Annotated in this window: 13 protein-coding genes; 5 read left to right on the top strand and 8 right to left on the bottom strand. The window is 72.1% G+C overall.

Annotation, left to right across the window (positions count from 1 at the left end; genetic code table 11):
- The first annotated feature begins 12 nt into the window (after window positions 1-12).
- Window positions 13-1,278, top strand: coding sequence for a helix-turn-helix domain-containing protein (locus ACIQU3_RS01840; protein WP_403923013.1), 1,266 nt, complete (start codon window positions 13-15; stop codon window positions 1,276-1,278).
- A gap of 405 nt (window positions 1,279-1,683) precedes the next feature.
- Here ACIQU3_RS01840 and sucD read toward each other — a convergent pair whose 3' ends face one another.
- The 6 genes from sucD to ACIQU3_RS01810 all read right to left on the bottom strand — a co-directional run bounded on the left by sucD (window position 1,684) and on the right by ACIQU3_RS01810 (window position 10,430).
- Window positions 1,684-2,568 carry a succinate--CoA ligase subunit alpha gene (gene sucD, locus ACIQU3_RS01835; RefSeq protein ID WP_403724591.1) on the bottom strand — a complete coding sequence of 295 codons (885 nt, stop codon included), beginning with the start codon at window positions 2,566-2,568 and terminating at the stop codon, window positions 1,684-1,686.
- 19 nt (window positions 2,569-2,587) lie between these two features.
- A complete protein-coding gene (gene sucC / locus ACIQU3_RS01830) occupies window positions 2,588-3,766 on the bottom strand; it encodes an ADP-forming succinate--CoA ligase subunit beta (protein WP_403724588.1) in 1,179 nt (392 codons plus the stop codon).
- 563 nt (window positions 3,767-4,329) lie between these two features.
- The gene (locus ACIQU3_RS01825) at window positions 4,330-4,836 is read right to left on the bottom strand and encodes a hypothetical protein (RefSeq protein WP_403923011.1); all 507 of its coding nucleotides are present in this window, start codon (window positions 4,834-4,836) and stop codon (window positions 4,330-4,332) included.
- A 518-nt stretch (window positions 4,837-5,354) separates the two neighbouring features.
- Window positions 5,355-6,521, bottom strand: coding sequence for a VWA domain-containing protein (locus ACIQU3_RS01820; RefSeq protein WP_403923009.1), 1,167 nt, complete (start codon window positions 6,519-6,521; stop codon window positions 5,355-5,357).
- Between the two features lie 139 nt (window positions 6,522-6,660).
- A complete protein-coding gene (locus ACIQU3_RS01815; RefSeq protein WP_403923211.1) occupies window positions 6,661-9,321 on the bottom strand; it encodes a DUF5682 family protein in 2,661 nt (886 codons plus the stop codon).
- The gene (locus ACIQU3_RS01810; RefSeq protein ID WP_403724579.1) at window positions 9,300-10,430 is read right to left on the bottom strand and encodes an AAA family ATPase; all 1,131 of its coding nucleotides are present in this window, start codon (window positions 10,428-10,430) and stop codon (window positions 9,300-9,302) included. Before ACIQU3_RS01810 ends, ACIQU3_RS01815 begins: the two co-directional genes overlap by 22 nt.
- A gap of 145 nt (window positions 10,431-10,575) precedes the next feature.
- Between ACIQU3_RS01810 and ACIQU3_RS01805 the strand changes: the two genes are divergently transcribed.
- Together ACIQU3_RS01805 and ACIQU3_RS01800 are read left to right on the top strand one after the other, a co-directional pair.
- A complete protein-coding gene (locus tag ACIQU3_RS01805) occupies window positions 10,576-11,931 on the top strand; it encodes an SWIM zinc finger family protein (protein ID WP_403724576.1) in 1,356 nt (451 codons plus the stop codon).
- A 162-nt stretch (window positions 11,932-12,093) separates the two neighbouring features.
- Window positions 12,094-13,860, top strand: coding sequence for a DUF5691 domain-containing protein (locus tag ACIQU3_RS01800; RefSeq protein ID WP_403923007.1), 1,767 nt, complete (start codon window positions 12,094-12,096; stop codon window positions 13,858-13,860).
- Window positions 13,861-13,999: 139 nt separating this feature from the next.
- On the opposite strand, the gene ACIQU3_RS01795 is transcribed toward ACIQU3_RS01800, so the two are convergent.
- Window positions 14,000-14,416 carry a cobalamin B12-binding domain-containing protein gene (locus ACIQU3_RS01795; protein WP_234848750.1) on the bottom strand — a complete coding sequence of 139 codons (417 nt, stop codon included), beginning with the start codon at window positions 14,414-14,416 and terminating at the stop codon, window positions 14,000-14,002.
- Window positions 14,417-14,991: 575 nt separating this feature from the next.
- Between ACIQU3_RS01795 and ACIQU3_RS01790 the strand changes: the two genes are divergently transcribed.
- Complete coding sequence (locus ACIQU3_RS01790; protein ID WP_403923005.1) at window positions 14,992-15,855, top strand: lipase family alpha/beta hydrolase; 864 nt, start codon at window positions 14,992-14,994, stop codon at window positions 15,853-15,855.
- Between the two features lie 219 nt (window positions 15,856-16,074).
- Window positions 16,075-17,616, top strand: a complete 1,542-nt coding sequence (locus tag ACIQU3_RS01785; protein WP_403923003.1) for a M23 family metallopeptidase — start codon at window positions 16,075-16,077, stop codon at window positions 17,614-17,616.
- Between the two features lie 133 nt (window positions 17,617-17,749).
- Here ACIQU3_RS01785 and pcrA read toward each other — a convergent pair whose 3' ends face one another.
- Window positions 17,750-20,227 carry a DNA helicase PcrA gene (pcrA, locus tag ACIQU3_RS01780; protein WP_403724561.1) on the bottom strand — a complete coding sequence of 826 codons (2,478 nt, stop codon included), beginning with the start codon at window positions 20,225-20,227 and terminating at the stop codon, window positions 17,750-17,752.
- Between the last annotated feature and the right edge of the window lie 277 nt (window positions 20,228-20,504).

The following is a 20,504-nucleotide window of genomic DNA, read 5'->3' as shown; positions in this document are numbered from 1 at the left end:
GAGGCGTGCCCTGTGACGCAGAGCCCTGCCCGCCCGCTCCCCGCCCCCAAGGAACGCCGACGCCTGCGCGAGGCCGCCTCGCTGACGCGGGCTCAGCTGGCCTCCCGGGTGGGCGTCACCAGCGAGACCGTGCGCGGGTGGGAGACCGGCCGCTCCACGCCGCGCGGCCGCAAGGGCGAGAAGTACGTGAAACTGCTCCATTCGCTGGACGAGACGGAAATGTCCACCCCTCAGGAGCATGCCGCCGACGCCGACGACGACCCGGAGCCGGCACCCACGACCACGTCTGCGCGGCGGTCCGCCCGAGCCCGGCGCGAGACCGCGGCAACCGACCGGAAAAGGCCCGCCGTGAAGGACCGGGGGCGGGGCCCCGTCACCGTCACCGACCGGAGCCACACCCCCGCCCCGCACGGACCCCGCCTCATCCTCACCGAGCGCCCGCGCACCACGACGCCGCGCCGGCCGGACGACGCCGTCGCCGCGCTGACCCCCGATCAGGCCTTCGACGCGCTCTATGCCTTCTGCGCCCCCGCGCTGGTCCGGCAGACCTATCTGCTGACCGGCCGCCGCGAGCTGGCCCGGGAGTCGGTGGAGCGGGCCTTCCAGATCGCCTGGCAACGCTGGCCCGAAGTGGCCCGCGACCGCGACCCGGCGGGCTGGGTGCGCGCGGTGGCGTACGAGTGCGCACTGTCCCCCTGGCACCGGCTCCGCCCGCGCTACCGGCATCCCGAGCCACCACCGTCCGACGCGTTCGACCGGGCCCTGATGGACACCCTGCTGCAACTCCCGCCGTCCTGCCGCCGCACACTCGTGCTCTACGACGGGGTCGGGCTCGGCCTGCCGGAGACGGCGGCGGAGACGGAGGCGAGCACCCGCGCGGCCGTGAACCGGCTGGCGCACGCGCGCGAGGCGCTGGCGGAGCGGCTGCCGGAGCTCGCGGACCCGGAGACGCTGCACTGGCGGCTGGTCGAGCTGGCCTCCACCGACCGGCTGCGGGCGGCCAAACCGCCGGTGGTACGCCAGCGAGGGGAGCGCCGGGCCCGATTCTGGACCCGGGCCGCCATCGCCTTCACGGTGACCCTGATCGGCACGACGGCCCTCACCGTCCACACGGCCCCCACCCGCTACGAACCACCGGTGCCCGCGGGAGAGACGGTGCAGGGCGTACCGCCGCCGGTCGCGCCCGGACCGCTGTCGGAGTCGGAGCGGAAACTGCGCGCGAAGCTGCGCAAGGAGGAGCCGAAGGGGCCGGACAGGCTGCTCCCGCAACCGCGTTGACCGGCTGCGGGCGAGCGGCGCGAGGGCCCCTGTGCGAACCCGGCCGGCACACGGCGATGACCCGCCCCGTACAGGGAGCGGCACACGACGATGGGCCCACACCCGTACGGGGAGCGGCACACGACGATGGGCCCACACCCGTACGGGGAGCGGCACACGACGATGGGCCCACACCCGTACAGGGAGCGCACACGACGATGGGTTCGCCCCCCGTGCAGGGAATGGGCACATGCCGATGGGCCCGCCCCCCTGTACGGGGAACGGGCCCATCGATGAGCTCGGAGGCTCAGCCCTACGGCTGGTTCAGCACGTCGGCTGATTCAGCAGGTCGGGTGACTCAGCACGACGGCTGGTTCAGCACGACGGGTGACTCAGCACGTCGGCCGGTGCGGCGCGTCGGCTGGTTCAGCCCGCGAGGATGGCGCGCGCCAGCTTGGCCGTCTCGGTCGGGGTCTTGCCGACCTTGACGCCCGCGGCCTCGAGGGCCTCCTTCTTCGCGGCGGCCGTGCCGGAGGAGCCGGAGACGATGGCGCCGGCGTGGCCCATGGTCTTGCCCTCGGGAGCGGTGAAGCCCGCGACGTAGCCGACGACCGGCTTCTTCACGTTCTCCTTGATGTACGCCGCGGCCCGCTCCTCGGCGTCGCCGCCGATCTCACCGATCATGACGATCAGGTCGGTGTCGGGGTCGGCCTCGAACGCGGCCAGGGCGTCGATGTGGGTGGTGCCGATGACGGGGTCGCCACCGATGCCCACGGCCGACGAGAAGCCGATGTCGCGCAGCTCGTACATCATCTGGTACGTCAGCGTGCCCGACTTCGAGACCAGGCCGATACGGCCCGGCTTGGTGATGTCGCCCGGGATGATGCCGGCGTTGGACTGGCCCGGGGTGATGAGACCGGGGCAGTTCGGGCCGATGATCCGGGTCTTGTTGCCCTTGGACACGGCGTAGGCGTAGAACGCGGCCGAGTCGTGGACGGCGATGCCCTCGGTGATGACGACCGCGAGCGGGATCTCGGCGTCGATGGCCTCGACGACGGCGGCCTTGGCGAAGGCCGGCGGCACGAAGAGGACGGACACGTTCGCGCCCGTCTTCTCGATCGCCTCGGCGACCGTGCCGAAGACCGGGATGTCGTTGCCGTCGATGTCGACGGACGTGCCCGCCTTGCGGGGGTTCACGCCACCGACGATGTTCGTGCCGTCGGCCAGCATGAGCTTGGTGTGCTTCATGCCCGTGGCACCGGTCATGCCCTGGACGATGACCTTGCTGTCCTTGTTGAGGAAGATAGCCATGGCTGTGTGTCCTCGTCCCTTACTTCGCAGCCGCGAGCTCGGCGGCCTTGTCGGCCGCGCCGTCCATGGTGTCCACGCGCTGGACCAGCGGGTGGTTGGCGTCGGAGAGGATCTTGCGACCCAGTTCGGCGTTGTTGCCGTCCAGACGGACGACGAGCGGCTTGTTGACTTCCTCGCCCTTGTCCTTGAGCAGCTGCAGCGCCTGGACGATGCCGTTGGCGACCTCGTCACAGGCGGTGATGCCACCGAAGACGTTGACGAAGACGGACTTGACGTCCGGGTCGCCGAGGATGATCTCCAGGCCGTTCGCCATGACGGCGGCGGAGGCGCCACCACCGATGTCGAGGAAGTTCGCCGGCTTCACGCCGCCGTGCGCCTCACCGGCGTACGCGACGACGTCCAGGGTGCTCATGACGAGACCCGCGCCGTTGCCGATGATGCCGACCTCGCCGTCGAGCTTGACGTAGTTGAGGTTCTTCTCCTTGGCGGCGGCCTCGAGCGGGTTGGCCGCGGCCTTGTCCTGGAGGGCCTCGTGCTCCGGCTGACGGAACTCGGCGTTCTCGTCCAGGGAGACCTTGCCGTCCAGGGCGATGACGTCACCGGAGGCGACCTTGGCCAGCGGGTTGACCTCGACCAGGAGGGCGTCCTCCTTGATGAAGGTGTCCCACAGCTTGACCAGGACGTTCACGACCTTGTCGGCGACCTCGGCCGGGAACTTGGCGGCCGCGACGATCTCGCGGGCCTTGGCCTCGGTCACGCCCTCGTTGGCGTCGATCGGCGTCTTGGCGACGGCCTCCGGACGGGTGGCCGCCACCTCCTCGATCTCCATGCCGCCCTCGACGGACGCGATGGAGAGGAAGGTGCGGTTGGCACGGTCCAGGAGGAAGGAGACGTAGTACTCCTCCACGATCTCCGGGGCCGTCTCGGCGATCATCACCTTGTGGACCGTGTGGCCCTTGATGTCCATGCCGAGGATGTTGGTCGCGTGCTCGACCGCCTCGTCGGCGGTGCCGGCGAGCTTCACGCCGCCCGCCTTGCCACGGCCGCCGACCTTCACCTGGGCCTTGACGACGGACTTGCCACCGAGGCGCTCGGTGGCTGCGCGGGCCGCCTCAGGCGTGTCGATGACTTCACCGGCCAGCACCGGTACATCGTGCTTGGCGAAGAGGTCCCTCGCCTGGTACTCGAACAGGTCCACGCGCTTCCGTCCCTATCAGTGATCTCGCGGTTCGTTGTCTGCGTGGGCGTGCCGCGAGGGCAACGTGACGTCCGCTGTCTGTCACAAGGGAGGCGCACACGGTGTCCGAGCGCGCGGCATGTCCGTCTCGCAGGTTATCGCTGCTTCCGGGAGGCCTCTAAATCGAGGGTCACACCTGAGCGGTGATACCTGTCACATGATGCCGCCCTCTCTGGCACGGCGTGCCTGGTGTGAGAGACGGGTGACGGGTGGGCGAGGGGCCTCACCGGGCTGGGGTTGACCCGGTGAGGCCCGCCGGACACCCCCGGAGGATCACAAGGCCCTGTTCAGGGCCCCGCGCCCGGAGGCGCGGGCCGGGTACTCCCCACCCCTTTGGGGACCACCCGGCCCATCCACGAGGTTTCGGCCGCGGACCGCCGACGGCTTTCGGCCGTCCGGACGTGCTGCCTCGTGAAGCAGGGGAGGGAAGGGGCGCCGTGGACACCCCTGGGCCCCGGCCGATGAGACGCTCCACCCCTCGAGGACGGGCTCACGGCGCCGCCTCTCGGTGGGGCCGGTGCGCGCTAAGCGGGGAAGAGCGAGAGGTCCCGGTGGGCGTCCGAGGCACCGGCGGCGTCCGTTCGCGCCAGAACACCGGGCACGAGCCCGAGCGGCGCCGGCAGGCCCACCGTGAGGGCGGGTGCGTCACCGTGCCACGACGAGCCGCCGTCCACCACGAACCGGTTGCCGAACACACCGTCCGGTTGCCCTCCGGACGGGTGCTCGGCAGGGGCAGGTCCGGTGTGAGTGGCTGGTTCGGGATGGCTGCGGTGGCTGCTGCGACTGAGGCCGCCTCTGTCGCTGGTGTCGCTGGTGTGAATGACGTGGCTGGTGCGGTGGCCCGCGCGTCTGAGGTGGTGCGCGGTGGTGTCGGGACCGGCCGCCGGGCTTGCCTCGGTGAGGGGTGGCCCGCAGCCGTGAGCCACCGCGTCCGCCGCCGCCACCGTCGTCGCGTCCGGCCGCGGGCCCGAGGTGCCCGGCCGCGGGCCGGAGGTGTCCGGGGCGGGGAGGGCGTGGCTGGACGGTTCCATGCGCGGCCACCACTCGGGCGGCTGCGGCTGCGGCTGCGGCTGCGACGGCAACCGGCGGGATGACCACGCCGGCAGCACCCCCACGCCACTCGCGGCATGCGCACGCTCGCCCCAGAGCAGTCCAACCTCCGGCAACCCGGCGACCAGCAAGGCCCGTTGGACGGCACGCCGTCCGGCCGCTGTGCGCGTGACGCGCAACGCGGCGTCAGACAGGGCTGCTGACCAGGTCAAGAGGGGAAGGCTTCCTCCCGTGCGACGGAAGCGGCACCGCCCGGCCGGCACACGCGCGGTCAGGCAGGCGCCGATCCTCGCAGGGGAGTGCGCAGGTCGCGCAAGCCCTTGCTACCCGTGGATCGTCAGGTCCGTCCCCGATGGGTCGTCATGTCCGTTTTCACCGCGGTGCGTCGGACGACGATGCATCGACAAGTCGTCATTCTGCCCCTGGGGAGCCGCCTCTCCGGTAACCGCCTCCTCCGCAGCCGACCCCTTCATATCCGGCTCCCTCGGAACCATCCCCCTCAAGCCGCGTCCGGTATCGGCAGCGGCCGCTTCTCGATCGCCGCCGCCATCACCTCCGGGAACAGATCGGGCGTACACGCGAACGCCGGTGCCCCCAGCGCCGCGAGCGCGGCGGCGTGTTCCCGGTCGTACGCGGGTGCCCCCTCGTCCGAGAGCGCCAGCAGCGTCACGAACTGCACGCCCGACGCCTTCATCGCGGAGACCCGCTTGAGCATCTCGTTGCGGATGCCGCCTTCATAGAGGTCGCTGATCAGCACGACGATCGTCTCCGCGGGCCGGGTGATCTGCGACTGGCAGTACGCGAGCGCCCGGTTGATGTCCGTGCCACCGCCGAGCTGCGTGCCGAACAGCACGTCGACCGGGTCGTCCAACTGGTCCGTGAGGTCGACGACCGCCGTGTCGAAGACGACGAGTCGCGTGGAGATCGTCCGCATCGAGGCGAGGACCGCCCCGAACACCGATGCGTACACCACCGATGCAGCCATGGATCCCGACTGGTCGATACAGAGGATGACCTCCTTCTTCGTGGACCGGGTCGCCCGCCCGAAGCCGATGAGCCGCTCCGGCACGATCGTCCGGTATTCGGGCAGGTAGTGCTTGAGGTTGGCCGCGATGGTGCGGTTCCAGTCGATGTCGTGGTGGCGGGGCCGGTTGATCCGGGCGCTGCGGTCGAGCGCACCGGTGAGAGTGGCCCTGGTGCGGGTGGCGAGCCGCTTCTCCAGGTCCTCGACGACCTTGCGCACGACGGCCCGGGCCGTCTCCTTCGTGGTCTCCGGCATCGCCTTGTTCAGTGACAGCAGCGTGCCGACGAGGTGCACGTCGGCCTCCACCGCCTCCAGCATCTCCGGCTCCAGCAGCAACGTGGCGAGACCGAGCCGGTCGATTGCGTCTCGCTGCATGACCTGCACGACGGAGGAGGGGAAGTAGGTCCGGATGTCCCCGAGCCAGCGCGCAACCGACGGCGCCGACGCCCCGAGCCCCGCCGAACGGTCCCGGCCCCCCTGTGACCTGCCGTCCTTCTTGCCGTAGAGCGCGGTGAGCGCAGTGTCCATCGCGGCGTCCCGGCCCGACAGCGCGCAGCCGGTACCGTCCGCCGTGTCGCCCCCGAGTACGAGCCGCCACCGCCGCAGCCGCTCCTGCGCCGGGTCCGTCGAACCGGACGTCATCCCCGTCCTCCCTTGTGCGGCCGTTCCCACAACGGGATCACCGGCACGGTCGTCGTGGACCGCCTTTCCGCCCGGAGCCCGCCCGTCCGGGCATCTCCCGCTTCCGGAGCCGTCGTTCGCTTCCGCAGTGCCTCGGTCGTCATCCCGTCACCCCCGCCAGATGGTTGTCCGTGTTCTCGTTCTCTTCGTCCAGCCCGAGCAGCAGCCGCACGACCGGCAGCACGGCGTCCGCGCGCGCCCGGTCGAGGTCGGCGGCGAAGCCGGGTACGCCCGAGCCTGCGACGGTGGCGCGACCTTCGGCTCCTGGTCCGCGCCGGACCAGTTCGCCGAGGGTCCGGCGCACCCCGGGCTCGTAAGCCGAGAACGTCCGCCGCAGCAGGGGCAGTACGTCCGTGAAGGCCTCGGCCGGCACCCCGGTCAGCCACGCGTCGACCAGGCCGAGCAGCCGTTCGTCGTGCACCAGGAGCATCCCGCCGCCGGAGCCCCCGCCGACGAAGCCCTCGATCCAGGCGGCCGCGTCCGCCGGTGGTGTGCCCGGCGACAGGACGAGTCCCATCAGCACGGCCGCCTCGTCCTGGGCCAGTTCCCCGTCGTCGAGCAGGAGCCGCACGGCCCGCCCCCGGATCACCCCGGGCACGGTGTCCCGCCCGGACAGCACCCGAAGCACCGACTGCCAGCGGCTTTTCAGCCGGCCGTGTCCGGTGGCGGGGGTGTCTCCCAGAAGACCGACGGCTCCGTGCACCGCGTCCACATGGCGCCGCATCTCCTCGGCGGCGTCCGCGTCGAGCGCGGCGCAGGCCGGGGGAAGGCCGACGAAGACCCGCTCGGCCAGTCCCGCGGCGACCTCGGCCAGCGCGCCGGTGTCCGTGCCGCGCACGTCGCCGTAGCGCAGGGAGCGGACCAGGGCCGGAAGCGCCTGGGCGAGGTGGCCGGCGTCGGTGTCGAGGGCCGCCCGGTCGGCGAGGACCCGCATCACCGTCGGCAGCGCGTCGGGCAGTTCGGCCAGCAGGCAGCGCTCGGCGAGCGCGGTGACGTCGGCGAGGGACTCGGCGGTGACGGCGTCCGCCTCGGCCTTCGCGGTCGCGGCGGACAGGACGGTCGTCCCCCACACCCCGGCCTCGGCGACCCGCACGGACAGCTCGGGCTCCCAGCGCAGCCGCCACGTCTCCCGGAACGTGCCGGTGCTCCCGCGCGAGGCGGCCGGTTCGCCCCATGCGATGCCGAGCAGCCGCAGCCGGTGCAGCAGTCTGCTGCGGGCGGCGTCGTTGTCCTTGCGCAGGTCGAGCTCCAGCTCCCGCTCCAGCGCCTCCGGCTTCAGCCGCAGCCGGCGTTGCAGCCCGGTCAGGTCCCGTTGCAAGGGCACCGCAGGTGCCGACGAGGGCACCTCCCCCAGTACGTCCCCCACGACCAGCCGGTCCCGCACCAGCGCCAGCGGCACGTCGGATCCCTCGCACATCACCGCCCGCACCGCGTCGGTCGTCTCGCTCAGACCCGGCAGCGGACGGCCGCGCATCGCGGCGAGCGTCTCGGCCAGCCGCACCGCCTCGATGACGTGGGCGGAGGAGACGATCCGGTCCTCGGCGCGCAGCAGCCCCGCCACCTTGGTGAGCCACCGCTCCACCGGCCGGTCCGGGGCGCTGAACAAGTGCCCGTACCAGCCCGGCGAGTCGATCCCCGCCCCGTACCCGCTCGTCCGGGACAGCCGGCGGTGGGTCCACGGCACCCAGGTCATGTCGGTCTTGACCCTCGGCAGCCCCTTCAGCAGCGCCTTGTCGGCGGCGACGGTCGTCTTCTGCCGCAGCGCGGGCACGTGCCAGGCTCCGCAGACGACGGCGACGCCGCCCTCGAACTCCCGCTGCGCGGACCGCACCTGGAGCCGCATGTACGCCTCCCGCACCAGGTCTCGGTCGTGCCCCCCGCTGCCGTAGGTCTCCCGGAGGGCGCCCATGGCCTCCTCGAGCGCGGTGAACGGTGCGAGCGCGTCGCCCTCCCCCGCACCCCGGTGCTCCACGACGTCCTCCCACCACCGCTCCGGGTCGTCGTAACCGGCGGCTTCGGCGAGGACTCCCAGGGGATCGATCCGCAGATCCGCGGAGTCGGCCGCATCAGCGGGGCCGGTCGAGTCGGCGGGATCCGCCGAGTCTGCGGGACCGGTCGAGTCGGCGGGATCCGCCGAGTCTGCGGGACCGGTGCCGGTGTCCTGCGCTGCGGTCTCCCCGGCGTCGAGAGGCCGTTCGGCGCCCGTCGCCGCCTCGTCCTCCTGCCGTCCCCAGGCCAGCGTGTGTGTGGCCGGCAGGTCGATGAAGCGGGCCGGGACGTCGTGTTCCAGGGCCCAGCGGAGGGCGACCCACTCCGGGGAGAACGCGGCCAGCGGCCAGAACGCCGAGCGGCCGGGTTCGTCCACGGCGTGGGCGAGCAGGGCGACCGGCGGTCGCATCTCCTCGTCGGCGGCGAGCGGGATCAGCGCGTCGGCCTCGGGCGGGCCTTCGATCAGCACGATCCCCGGCCGGACCTCCTCCAGAGCCGCCCGGACCGCCCGCGCGGACCCCGGCCCGTGATGCCGCACCCCGAGCAGCACCGGCCCGGACCCGGCGCCCCGGCCCACGGGCCTCTCCACCACCGTCATGTCACGCTCTCTCCCGTCCCGCTCGTCCGCGGCCCCTGCCACACCGGTCACCTCAACCCCCTCCCGTCCCGCACGCCGCCTCCCGTCTCCCCCGTCCCCGGCCGGCCGACGAGCGCCGGGCCGACCATCCGGCCGCCCCCAGGCGGCGTCCCTCACCCGCTCACCTCGCGGCAGGCCCGGTAGAAGTCCTTCCAGCCGTCACGCTCGCGGACCACCGTCTCCAGGTATTCCTGCCAGATGACCCGGTCCGCAGCCGGGTCGCGGACCACCGCGCCGAGGATGCCCGCGGCGACGTCGCCCGGGCGCAGCACTCCGTCTCCGAAGTGGGCGGCCAAGGCGAGTCCGTTGGTGACGACGGAGATCGCCTCGGCCGTGGACAGCGTGCCGCTGGGCGACTTCAGCTTCGTCCGGCCGTCGGTCGTGACTCCGGCGCGCAACTCGCGGAAGACCGTGACGACCCGGCGGATCTCGGCGAGTCCGTCGGGCGCGGCCGGCAGGTCGAGGGAGCGGCCGATCTGGTCGACGCGCCGGGAGACGATGTCGACCTCCGCTTCGGCACTCTCCGGCAGCGGCAGCACCACCGTGTTGAACCGGCGGCGCAGGGCGCTGGACAGGTCGTTGACCCCGCGGTCGCGGTCGTTGGCCGTGGCGATGAGGTTGAAGCCGCGGACCGCCTGCACCTCCTGGCCCAGCTCCGGTATGGGCAGCGTCTTCTCCGACAGGATGGTGATGAGCGTGTCCTGCACGTCGGCGGGGATGCGCGTCAGCTCCTCGACGCGGGCCGTCATGCCTTCCGCCATGGCCCGCATGACCGGGCTGGGCACGAGGGCGTCGCGGCTCGGGCCGTGGGCGAGCAGCTGCGCGTAGTTCCAGCCGTAGCGGATGGCCTCCTCCGGGGTGCCGGCGGTGCCCTGCACCAGGAGGGTGGAGTCACCACTGACGGCCGCGGCCAGGTGCTCGGACACCCACGTCTTCGCCGTGCCCGGCACACCGAGCAGCAGCAGGGCGCGGTCGGTGGCGAGCGTGGTGACGGCGACCTCGACGATGCGGCGCGGTCCGACGTACTTGGGACTGATCACCGTGCCGTCCGGCAGCGTGCCGCCGAGCAGGTACGTCGCTACGGCCCACGGCGACAGCTTCCAGCGGGCCGGGCGCGGGCGGTCGTCCTGCGCGGCCAGCGCGGCGAGTTCATGGGCGAAGGCGTCCTCGGCGTGCGGTCGCAACGCCTGGGTCGATGCCGTCTCTCCCGCTTCGACGGACGTCGGCTCCACGGACACAGTCATGGCAAAGTCCCCCTCCAGCTCGGCCGGTTCGGATCTGGCACCAACGTTGCACCACACCACTGACAATCCGTTCCGACCTGGGAAAACGCCCTGCCGGAGCCGCTCGCGGACCCGATTGTCAGTGGCGGGATCTACCTTCGGTGACATGACTCAGCAGGGGGTGCGCTGGACGGCGGACCAGGTGCTGGCACTGGCACCTGACGCCGCATCACGCAAAGCGGGCAGCAAACTCGGCGCGGCCGGGCCGTGGTCCGAGGCGGGGTGTTCCGACGAGAGGACGGTGTGGGGGCTGTGCAAGGGCAGCGGAAGCAAGCCGTATCAGACGGTCGTCGACCTCGCGGACGCCGCCGGCCCGGCCTACAAGTGCACGTGTCCGAGCCGCAAGTTCCCGTGCAAGCACGCGCTCGGGCTGTTGTTGCTCTGGGCCGCCGACGATGCGGCGGTGCCACCGGGACAGGCTCCTCCGTGGGCCGGAGAGTGGATGGCGGGGCGGCGCAGGCGCACCGCGGCGAAGGAGGCCGGCGACCGCTCCGACACCGCGTCAGGGCCCGCTGATCCGGAAGCCGCGCGGCGCCGGGCGGAGCGCCGTGCGGAGCGGGTCACGGCGGGCGCGGTGGAGCTGGAGCAGCGCCTGAGCGATCTGCTGCGCGGCGGCCTGGCGACCGCGGAGCAGTCGGGGTACGGCCTGTGGGAGGAGACGGCGGCCCGCATGGTCGACGCCCAGGCCCAGGGCCTGGCGGGCCGGGTGCGGGAGCTGGGGGCTATACCGTCCACGGGTCCGGGCTGGCCGGTGCGGCTGCTGGAGGAGTGCGCACTGCTGCATCTCCTCGGGCAGGGCTGGCTGCGCCGTGAGCGGCTCCCGGACGGCCTGGCGGCCACGGTCCGCTCCCGCATGGGTCTGCCGGCCTCGGCCGACGGCCCGCCGGTGCGCGACCGCTGGCTGGTCCTCGCCCAGTACGACACGACGGACGCGCGCCTGACGACCCGCAGGATCTGGCTTTACGGCACCGACACGCAGCGCACCGTGCTGCTCCTCTCCTACGGCGCCGCGGGTCGTGCCCCGGAGCTGGCGCTGCCGGTGGGGCTGGCCCTGGACGCCGAGATGTCCGCGTACCCGGGCGCCGGGCAACCGCGGGTGGCCCTGGGCGAACAGTTCGCGCCGCCCGGCCCCGCTGCGATACGCCCCCCGGGGATGACGACGTCCCGGGCCGCGGCCCGTTACGGCGACGCCCTGCGCGACGACCCGTGGCTGGAGTCCGTCCCGGTGACGCTGGACCGGGTCGTTCCGGTACCGGACGGCGAGTCCTGGCAACTCGCGGACGCCGACGAGGACACGGCGTTGCCGCTCAGTCCCGTGGCGCGTTCCCGGCCGGGCCTGTGGCGGCTCGTCGCCCTGTCGGGCGGGGCCCCGGTCAGGGTTTTCGGTGAATGCGGCCACCAGGGCTTCACCCCGCTGACGGCCTGGCCGGAGGGCGCGGGTGACGCGGTCGCGCTCTGCTGATCCCGTGACGACGGCTCAGCTCGCGACCCTCCGCCCGCCCCCGACCCGGCCGAAGGCCGTCCGCGCCCCACCCACCCCCATACCCACGCATCTTGCAGGCATCACGGGACAACCGGTGAGGACGAGCCTTCAACCACCGGGCGCCCCACGGAAAGGAAGCTCATGATCAGGACCTCTGCTCCTGTGGCCGCGCCCGGCGCGGACGCGTGGGAGGGGCTCGTCACCACCGCGCTCCTCGGCACCGACCGGCGCACCCCGCCCGGCGCCGCGCCGGGCCCGGACGCACCCGCGGCTCTGCTGGACGCGGCGGCCGTGGAGACCGTGCGACGACGGGCCGGTCTGCGCCCCGCGCGGGCTGCCGAGCGGCCACAGCCGGCTCCCAGGGACACGCGTCCGCCGCTGCCGTCGGCGGCCGCGCGCAGACTCGCGATGCTGCTGGCCGACCGCCCCGGCCCCTCCGGCGGAGGCCGGCGGGGCACCGCACCCGACCTGACGGAACTGCTGCCGCAGTGGCTCGCCACGGCGAACTCCCGCGGATTCGCGCCGCCCCCGCACCTGCTTCCGGCGTTGCTGGACGCGGCCCGGGGGCGTACCGACCTGCGTCCGGCCGCCCTGGAGTTCGCGGGGCCCCGGGCCCTGTGGCTGGCGCGGCTCAACCAGGACTGGCGGTTCGCCCTGCGCGCGGCCCCGGGCGGGAGCGCCGCACTGCCGCGCCCCGAGGACGACGACAGGGTCCAGCGGCTGTGGCAGGAGGGCCTGTTCGCCGAACGCGTCGCCCTGTTGTCCGCCCTGCGCTCCCGTGAACCGGCCGCCGCCCGCGACCTGCTCGCGACGACGTGGGCGACGGAACGGGCCGAGGACCGGCTGATGTTCCTCGACTCTCTGCGTGCGGGCCTGGGCCCGGACGACGAGCCGTTCCTGGAACAAGCCCTGGCCGACCGCAGTCGCAACGTCCGGGCGACGGCGGCGGAGCTGCTGTCGGCGCTGCCGGGGTCGGCGCTCGCCGCGCGGATGGCGGCCAGGGCTGCGGCCTGTGTGGCCATCGACCACCTGCGCACGGCCCGGCCTCGAAACCCCGGCACCGGGGACGGGGGCCCCGGCGGGACCGCGGGGAGCACATCGGCCGAGGCAGCCACCGCAGTCACAGGAGTCACCTCCGCGGCGGCCACGGCGACCGTGGGGGCAACGGCAGCCGGCGAAGCCGTCCCGACGATCGCCGTCGAGGCGCCGCACGAGTGCGATCCCGGCATGGAACGCGACGGCGTCGTGGCGAAGGCCCCCGCAGGGCGCGGTGAACGCTCCTGGTGGCTCGGCCAGTTGGTGGAGGCGGCACCGCTCGGGACGTGGTCGCGGCGGCTCGGCGGTCGCACCCCCCGGGAGATCGTGGCGCTGCCGGTCGCGGACGACTGGCAGGGAGAACTGCACGCGGCGTGGTGCCGGGCGGCGGTGCGTCAGCGGGATGCCGAGTGGTCACGCGCGCTGCTCGGCGACCCGTCGGCACCGGAGGCGGGCGGTCCGGGAGCCGTGTCCCTGGCCGAGCGCGCCAAGCTGCTCGGCACGCTGGGCGCCGCCGAACGGGCCGAGTGGGTGGCCGGCTTCATAGGCACGCACGGCCTGTCCGAGGCCTTCCAGTTGCTCGGGGTGTGCGCGGTGCCCTGGGCGGCGCCGCTCGGCCGGGCGGTGGTGGACGCACTCAACATCGCTCGGGACGCGGGGAGTTATCCATGGAGTTTCAGCGGCGTGATGGGTATGGCCGAGCGTTGCCTGGACCCGTCCGAGGCCTCACGGCTCGACGCGCTGCTGGCCGTACCCGACGACCCGGAGAACGCCTCCCCGGGAGCCGGCGGCTACTGGGCGGAGGCCTTCCAGCGCCTGGTCACGACTCTGCGTCTGCGCGCGGCGATGGCCGAGGAACTGGAAGCGGCCTGAATCCGGCCCGCGATCGCGGCGCCGGACACGACGCCAAACCGGCCGATGGACACGACAGCACACCGGCCGACGACCGCCACACCGCATCGCACGTGGCCCCCCGCGACCGTCAACGCCCCCGGGCCGGAGCCCCGGAGGCCTACGCCTGCGCGGGCTGGCGCGCGTTCGTCCGGACCCAGTCCACGATCGAAGCCGTCGTCGCCCCGGGAGTGAAGATCTCCGCTACGCCCTTCTCCTTGAGCAGGGGGATGTCCGCCTCGGGGATGATCCCGCCGCCGAAGACCAGGATGTCCTCCGCGTCCCGCTCCCTGAGCAGGTCGATCACCGCCGCGAAGAGCGTGTTGTGCGCTCCGGAGAGGATGGACAGGCCGATCGCGTCGGCGTCCTCCTGGATCGCCGTGTCGACGATCTGCTCGGGAGTCTGGTGGAGGCCGGTGTAGATGACCTCCATACCGGCGTCGCGCAGGGCCCGCGCGATCACCTTGGCCCCGCGATCGTGGCCGTCGAGCCCCGGCTTGGCCACCACCACGCGGATCGGACCGGCTGCCACACCCATCACTGCCTCCATGAAGCGACTACATCCATCCGTACCGACAAGTACCGCACACATCGGGCAAGCCGTACACGCCGCACCGCACGGACACCCCGCCCCGAACCGGCCGGGGAAGTGAACGAACGTTATCTCCAGGATCCGGTAACCGGCAGTTTCGCGGTGGATACCGAGGGGGAAATCACACGATGGGACAAGCGCAAGGGGAGCCGCATCGAGACTGCCGTACCGCCGCACCACCCACACATCGCGGCGGCAGGGCGTCCCGGCGAAGGCGAACAGGGCACACAAGGCACGTACCGCACGTACCGCACGTACCGCACACAGGGCACGCACCGCACGCAGGGCAGACACGGCGCACCGGCGGGGAGCCTCGTCACCCCACAGATCGGGGACCCCCGTCGCACCACCGGCGTCACACACGCCACACGCCGCGCTCCACCCTCGAAGCTCACGCGGTTCACGCTGCTCACGCGGTTCACGCCGCTCTCGCGGTCGTCGCCGCCCGTCTTCGCAGCTGCTTTCCACGAGGGCACACGGGGGGCGGAGCCGTCCTGTCGCGTGCCGACAGGAGGTCGGCCATGAAGGTCACCAGGGCTGCACTGCCCTTTCTTCCGCTCTGTGAGCGTCTGCTGCCGGGCCGGCTCGCGGGACTCTCCGTGGCCCTCCTGAAGGCCACGGCCCTGGAGATCGCGATCCTGGCCGGGCATCTCCTCCTCTACCCGTCCGGCATCACCCAGGAGCGGCGCGTCCCCGCCCCGGCGCCGCCCGCTGACGGCGCCGCCCAACTGCCCGCGCAGGCCAAGCCACCGGTTCTCCTGCTGCACGGCTTCATCGACAACCGCTCGGTCTTCGTCCTGCTGCGCCGCAGCCTCGCGCAGCACGGCAGGCAGCGGATCGAGTCCCTCAACTACTCGCCGCTGACCCGCGACATACGCGCCGCCGCCGAACTCCTCGGGCGGCGTGTGGAGGAGCTCTGCGAGCGCACGGGGGCCGAGCGGATCGACATCGTCGGGCACAGCCTGGGCGGCCTGATAGCGCGTTACTACGTGCAGCGCCTCGGCGGCGACACGCATGTGCGGACCCTTGTCACGCTCGGCACGCCGCACTCGGGAACCCGAGTGGTGCCCTTCGCCGACGCGCACCCCATAGTGCGCCAGATGCGCCCCGGCTCACCGGTGCTCGAGGAGCTCACGGCGCCCGCCCCTGACTGCCGTACGCACTTCGTCAGCTTCTGGAGCGACCTCGACCATGTGATGGATCCGCTGGAGACGGCCTGCATCGACCACCCGGACCTGATGGCGGAGAACGTGCGCGTGACCGGCATCGGCCACCTCGCCCTGCCCGTGCACCCCGCCGTCGCCAACGGCGTACGGCAGGTCCTCGACACGGCACGACCGGGTGAACCGTCCGCCGAACACAACGACGATCTGACAGTCGCCTGAGACTCGTCATACAGCGGACACTCGGCGGCACAGTAACGATCAACCTCGAACAAACTTCGAACACAGGGCCAAACCCATGCCCGCCGTCCGCCAAAACACGGCCGAATGCCCGTTTCCTGCGGGCGCGAAACCTGCCGAAGATTGTCGTGCCCGCGTACCGCCGGGTACAGTCGCCGCACTGCTCTGGCAGCCCCTGTTGTCGAGGCGAAAGAGAAGTTGGTGAACGACCGTCACCCGTCGGGGACCATGACCCCGGCTCCGGCTTCCGACGCCGCCTCCGCGCACTACGCGTCGTACAACACCCAGGAAGCCCAGTACGGCGACTTCACCACGTACGGCGACCACACCGCCACCGGTTTTGACGCCACGGGTACCCACGGCGTCGGCTTCGACGCCACCGGGCACACCACCGCGAGCTTCGCGGCCGACCCCCTCTTCGGCGACATGACGGGCGGCGGCCACGCCCCGGGGACGTACGAGACCGGCCACTGGCCCACCGGAACGCACGAGAACGTGCACTACGACGCGTACGCGGCCCAGCACCACGCCGCTTACGACACCGGTGTGTACGACACGACGTCGTGGACGGCCGAGCAGCAGCCGATGTCGGCCATCCCGTCCCAGAGCCCGTCCCCCGACGCCACCGGGCAGTGGGAAGCCGGCGCCTGGCTCCAGCCCGACCAGTCCGGCAACCCGGCCGACCACACCCAGCAGTGGGAGTGGGGCACGCAGACCTTCGACACGGGCGCCTACGACGCGACGCAGTGGAACTCCGACGGCACCCCCGCCGCACCGGCTCCCGACGCGTACGAGCACCCTGCCGAAACCTTCGACCAGCACGAGACGGCGGCCTTCGACCAGGCCACGTACGACGAATCCGCCGAGGCCGGCTATCACGACCCCGACGCGGACGGCGGCGAGCCGGCCACCACCGGTGAACTGCCCGTCGTCGCACCGCTCCTGGACGGCCAGGAGGACGTCGCCCCGGCCCCGTCCGCGCGGGCCGCCGCGCGCGCCGGCTCCCGCTCCCGCCGCCGTACCCCTCCCCGGCGCTCGGCGCTGATGACCATCGCGGTGCCGTCGGCATGCGTGATGGGTGTCGCCGGGATCGCCGCGGCCTCCGTCGGTACCTTCTCCGACGACAGTGCCGCCGAGGCGCAGACGACCGCGGCGGACGCGCCGCCGGTCAAGCCGGCCGCGGCCAACAACAAGCTGGACACGCAGCTGCAGAGCCTCTCCGCCGGCGCCGACGACTTCGCCGACCGGGCCAGCCGCACGCAGGAGCGCATCGACCTCAAGGCCCAGCAGGTGGCCGAGAAGAAGCGGGCGGCGGAAGAGGCGGCCCGCAAGGAGCGGCTGCGGCCCAAGTTCGCGCTGCCGGTCGCCCGGCACGGACTCAGCGCCACCTACGGCCAGTCCGGAATCAACTGGATGTCCCTGCACACCGGTATCGACTTCCCCGTCTCGTACGGCACGACCGTCATGGCCGCGACCGACGGCACCGTGCGCACACAGTGGAACAGCGCGTACGGCAACATGCTGATCCTGACCGCGAAGGACGGCACGGAGACGTGGTACTGCCACCTCTCCACCTACACGGTCCCCTCGGGTACGACCGTGAAGGCCGGCGATCCGATCGCGCGCTCCGGCAACTCCGGCAACTCCACCGGTCCGCACCTGCACTTCGAAGTGCGGCCGGGCGGCGGCTCGGCGATCGACCCCCTCCCGTGGCTGCGCAGCCACGGCATCGACCCGGCGTAACATCCCGGCAGCCGCGGCACTCGTCCGCGTCGAGTGACGTACCGCAGCCTCGGCACTCGCCTGCGCCGAGTGACGTTCCGGCAGCCCCCGCCCGCGTCGAGCGCGCAGGGGCCCACCGGTTCACCTCACGGTGCTACAGCTTCTCCACCGGCGCGTACCGCAGCAGCAGCCGCTTCGGCTTGGTGTCGCCGAAGTCGATCGTCGCCTCGGCGTTGCCTCCCGTGCCCTTGACCGCGACGACGGTCCCGAGTCCGAACTGGTCGTGTGTGACCCGGTCCCCGACCGCCAGTGACACCACCGGCTTCTCGGAGGTGCGGCGCGTGGCGAAACCGGAGGCGCCCGACGCCGACGAGCGCGAGCGGGACGACGACAGCGAGGCCGCCACCGCCGAGACCGGCCCGGAGGATGCGGGCGCGGTCGCTCCCGTCCGCTTCCACTCCACGTGGGCCGGAGGGATCTCCTCCAGGAACCGGGAGGGCGGGTTGTACGAGGGCTGGCCCCAGGCGCTGCGCAGGGTGGACCTCGTCAGATACAGCCGCTCCCGCGCGCGCGTGATGCCGACGTAGGCCAGGCGCCGCTCCTCCTCCAGCTCCTTGGCCTGGCCGAGGGCGCGCATGTGCGGGAAGACGCCGTCCTCCATGCCGGTCAGGAAGACGACCGGGAACTCCAGGCCCTTGGCGGTGTGCAGGGTCATCAGCGTGATGACGCCGTCGCCGTCCTCCTCGTCGGGGATCTGGTCGGAGTCGGCGACCAGCGCGACCTGCTCGAGGAAGTCGGACAGGGAGGGCGGCTCGTCCTCGCCGCGCTCCTGTTCGAACTCCATCGCGACGGCGGCGAGTTCCTGGAGGTTCTCGATCCGGGTCTCGTCCTGGGGGTCGGTGGAGGCCTGGAGTTCGGCGAGGTAGCCGGTGCGTTCCAGGACGGCTTCCAGCACCGTGGCGGGTCCGGCGCCGGATTCGACGACGGTGCGGAGGTCCTCCATCAGCGTGTTGAACCGCTTGACGGCGTTGGTGGAGCGCGCGGCCATGCCGTACGCCTCGTCGACGCGCTTGAGCGCCTGCGGGAAACTGATCTTCTCCCGCTGGGACAGGGCGTCGATCATGGCCTCGGCGCGGTCGCCGATGCCCCGCTTGGGGACGTTGAGGATCCGGCGCAGCGGCACCGAGTCCTCGGGGTTGGACAGCACGCGCAGGTAGGCCAGGACGTCCCGGACCTCCTTACGCTCGTAGAAGCGGACACCGCCGACGACCTTGTAGGGCAGGCCGACGCGGATGAAGACCTCTTCGAAGACACGGGACTGGGCGTTCGTGCGGTAGAAGACGGCGACGTCGCCCGCCTTGGCCTCGCCCGCGTCGGTGAGGCGGTCTATCTCGTCGGCTACGAACTGCGCCTCGTCGTGCTCGGTGTCGGCGACGTAGCCGGTGATCTGCGCGCCGGTGCCCGCGTTGGTCCACAGGTTCTTGGGGCGGCGGGACTCGTTGCGCTCGATGACGGCGTTGGCGGCGCTGAGGATCGTCTGTGTGGAGCGGTAGTTCTGCTCCAGCAGGATCGTCGTCGCGTCCGGGTAGTCCTCCTCGAACTGGAGGATGTTGCGGATCGTCGCGCCGCGGAAGGCGTAGATCGACTGGTCGGCGTCACCCACCACGCACAGTTCGGCGGGCGGGATCTCGGCCTCGGGCGGCACGTCGACCGGGTGCTCGGAGGTGCCGACCAGCTCGCGGACCAGGGCGTACTGCGCGTGGTTGGTGTCCTGGTACTCGTCGACCAGGACGTGCCGGAAGCGGCGGCGGTAGTGCTCGGCGACATCCGGGAAGGCGCGCAGCAGGTTGACCGTCGTCATGATCAGGTCGTCGAAGTCGAGGGCGTTCGCCTCGCGCAGCCGCGACTGGTACATGGCGTAGGCCTGGGCGAGGGTCTTCTCGAAGCCGTCGGTGGCCTGGGCGGCGAAGTCCTCCTCGTCGATCAGCTCGTTCTTCAGATTGCTGATCTTGGCGCTGAAGGACTTCGGCGGGAAACGCTTGGGGTCGAGGTCCAGGTCGCGGCAGACCAGGGCCATCAGACGCTTGGAGTCGGCGGCGTCGTAGATCGAGAAGGAGGAGGTGAAGCCGAGCTTCTTGCTCTCCCGCCGCAGGATGCGCACGCACGCGCTGTGGAAGGTCATGACCCACATGGCGTTCGCGCGCGGGCCGACGAGCTGCTCGACACGCTCCTTCATCTCGCCGGCGGCCTTGTTGGTGAACGTGATCGCGAGGATCTGGCCCGGGTGCACGTCCCGCTCGGCGAGCAGGTGGGCGATGCGGTGCGTGAGCACCCGGGTCTTGCCCGAGCCGGCTCCGGCCACGATGAGCAGCGGGGAGCCGGAGTGGACGACGGCGGCGCGCTGGTTGTCGTTCAGCCCCTCCAGGAGGGCGGCGGCGTCCACCAAGGGGCGGGGGGCTCCGTCCCGGTAGTAGGCGTCCCGGTCCGGGGGCGTGTCGAACTTCCCGCCGAACAGATCGTCCGGGATCGACTCCGGAACGTGGTCGTCCTCGGGCGGCGGCGGGGGCTCGTCGGCCGGGCCCCGCTGGGCCTGGAGGTTCGCCAGGAAGTTGTCGTCAAAGAGGCTGCTCATCGCTCTCCGAGTCTAGGGCGCCCCACTGACAGCCCGCCGCCGCCCTGAGAACATCCCGCGCGACCGGCGGCCCGCCGAACACCCGGCGGCGCGTTGTCGCCCTCCATGACCGCATGATCACGCCCCGCTACACCCACCCCATATGCGGATCTTTAATCATCAATCCCCCTTGATCGCTCACTCTCGGCTACGCCCGGGGATAAGGTCACGAAAATGTATCGGGCATATCACCCATCAACCTTCACAGGGGCCACACGAGTTGGCTACCGTGCGACCG

Origin of the sequence: Streptomyces sp. NPDC101110, assembly GCF_044759525.1 — a bacterium.
GTDB lineage: Bacteria > Actinomycetota > Actinomycetes > Streptomycetales > Streptomycetaceae > Streptomyces.
The sequence above is the reverse complement of the archived record's forward strand: the minus strand, read 5'-3'. Positions and strand labels throughout refer to the sequence as shown.